Here is a 2,747-nt window from a genome sequence, read left to right as displayed (position 1 = left end):
TGGAAAATCCAGCTCCGGATGGCTCAATTTATTGGGTGCACGTCAACGCGTCAGATATGATCACCTTGGTGTAGCGCCTATAACGCTTCGTCTGGCGCGAGAATGACGGACTGAAACCGACGAAGCTTCTACTTGATCTGCGCGCGTATTTCACAAATGTCCATGTTTCGAAGCCTACATCTTGATTGTAGGTGACATCTCGCAGCATGATAGTCTCAAGCATCCGTCGCGGATAATTATTTACCATCCAAATTCGACCTTTGCCACGATATCGTTTGACGAATCTACATGCATGCCCGTACGCCCTGCGCTTTATTTTCCGCCAAGCATTTGAAAGCGTGGAGTTCTTTATCTTCACAGTCTTGCCGTTGAACTCGAAGCCGAGATACTCAAGTCCGTTTCGCGACGCTTCGCCGGCGATGTGTTGAAATTGAAGTTCGCGCTCCGTCCGCTGAAACCCGACAACACTTTCGATCCTGGATCCTTAGCTGCCGACCGTACTACTTAATTGAACGCTGAAGAAACTCTTTGCTTCCATAGGATTCTCGGAACGCGGCAGAACCACCACGATGTCGTCAGAATATCGCCTGCAAATACCTCCTCTTGCTGAGACCCAAACCTTCATCTCCTCGTCGAAATCGAGGAGATAGAAATTTGCTACAAGGTCCGAGATGGGCGTGCCCTGGGGGATCCCAAAGTCAAAGCCATTTTTCTGGAGAAGGCTAGGAGCACTTCCATCTGCTCCCAACACGATCTCCCGGAACTCTTTAGTTGAACAAATTTGCTTGTAGCGGTTAGCCTTCAACACATCAATCTTGCGCATCCTTCGCTGGCTCCGAGTGCCACTTGAGGGACTATCCGGGTCATTGAGCTTCAGTCGCTGAAACAGCTTGTCGAGGTCGACGATTGAATACTTGGTGAGGGATTTGAAGACCGCCGTGTGGTCCGGCGGTAGAGGTTGTCCAAGTAAGCGCTCCCACACCAACTTGATCCGCGCATGATCGAGGCTTTCGAAATACGACTTTATGTCAACCACCGTGACGGTGCAGTCACCCATATCCCGAATATGCGAAAAGACGTCTCTCGCAATCTCAATATTACATTTGTTGCCGCCGCCGTCCTTTGGCAGGCGCCTATAGGCGACAGGTACGTCACCGATATTGCGTTTCGAGAGTTCTTGCTCGTAATGGCTTGTTAGCAGAGCTCTGTAGCGCGCATATATGGCTGCGTCTATGCGAGCAGCATAACGTAGGGGCCGGACCTTCTTTTTCCGTTGGTTTTGCTTTCTGTACTTAGTCCACTCTTCGTGGAAGCGCAGCATTGGGAAAAAGGCGTGATACGCAACTCGCTTCGGATCATTTGCGATTGCCGCAAGAGCCTGCTTAGATAGATCACGATCGAAATGGATATAACGCTTAACGTCTTTATCCCGTGGCTCCCACTCCGTATCAGAGTGAGTGGAGACAGCAACACCGCTAGGCATGGTATAGTTGCCGCCTCCGCCAGTTTCGCATGGCATTCGCGCCACTATCGTCCTAAATCAACGAAGTATGCTATTCTGTCATTGTGGAGGTGATGTCGACTTTCGTCGGCGTCATCGCCAGGAAGACGGGATTGCGCAGAACCATAGGAGTAATCCTGATGATCGCAGCACTATTGACCGCCTGTCCTATTGACAGTCTTAACACTTGACTCACGCGTTACCGTGATCCGGGACACCAATCCAGATTGGGCTTGCCGTATGGGACACCCCACGGACTAATTATGGGTGGGTTCTTCTTTTGATTCAAGTACTGTCTTTAGCATTTTTACCTTCGTAGCAGCATTTCCTCATGAAAGGACGCTTGGCTACCTTAAAGCGGCATATCGCTATGTTGAACTGCGTCTCCCTTCCGTCTGTCCTGGATTGTCACAGGACTCCAGCAGCGCTGCGTCTGCAGCAGGGGCTGTCTCTACTTTCTCTCTGAATCCACTGTCGCTCGCCTTCGCGCAAGCCCGCTGCCCCTCCACCCTAACGGTGCTAGCTGTTCCTCCAAAACAGCACCCCACCCACCGAATATCAACCACTTTTCCCCCTCCACATTACCCCCCTGCCTGCTCCATAATCTCCCCCGTTCCGCCGGGGATACACCAGGAGGCGTCCTGGCGGTCCGGAGGACGGGCCGGCGCTGGCGATGAAGGTAGGATGCGAACCTTCATCATCGGGTTCGCGGAAAATGGTCTCCCTCCGGCGACATGCCAGCTCCATCATTCCTGTGCTTGCCAGTTGAATCCAGCAGTGCCGCGTCTGCAGCGCAGAGACTCTTTCGCCTCATCCTTCCGGCAACCACCCCCACCCCCGTGGACAATTTCGCCCTTTTCGGCGCCCTCCCCACCCCAAAATCAATGACTTAGCGCCATCAACGTCCACGCCCTGAAAACCCGCGCCTACAATGCTCCTGTCCCGCCGCGGATACACCAGGAGGCGTCCTGGCGAGGCGCGGCCGGCGCTGGTGGTGAAGGGACGACGTGAACCTTCATCATCGGGGTCCGCGGAAAATGGTCTCCCTCCGGCGAGACGGGGGAAGCAGGCGGCTAGAAGGACCGGCCATCTGCTTCTGATGCCCGAAAGAGCGCGTCGGACGTCCCTGTGCGGCACACATGGGGGTCGGGGATGATGATGTCGCCGGGCTTTCGGGTCCGTCGGGAAGCCTGGGATCAAACGCCAGCCTTTCCGCCACCGGCGAGAAGCATCGTCGTCCTGCAAC

1 protein-coding gene is annotated in these 2,747 nt (G+C 54.2%); it reads right to left on the bottom strand.

The genetic code is table 11. The features are described 5' to 3' along the window. Positions 1-484: 484 nt before the first annotated feature. Positions 485-1,483: a hypothetical protein gene (locus M0654_RS02105; protein ID WP_248681631.1), complete on the bottom strand. Its 999-nt coding sequence runs from the start codon at positions 1,481-1,483 to the stop codon at positions 485-487. Positions 1,484-2,747: the final 1,264 nt, after the last annotated feature.

The sequence above is a fragment of the Neorhizobium turbinariae genome, from assembly GCF_023223505.1.
Lineage (GTDB): Bacteria > Pseudomonadota > Alphaproteobacteria > Rhizobiales > Rhizobiaceae > Neorhizobium > Neorhizobium turbinariae.
This window is presented reverse-complemented; position numbering and strand designations above follow the sequence as displayed.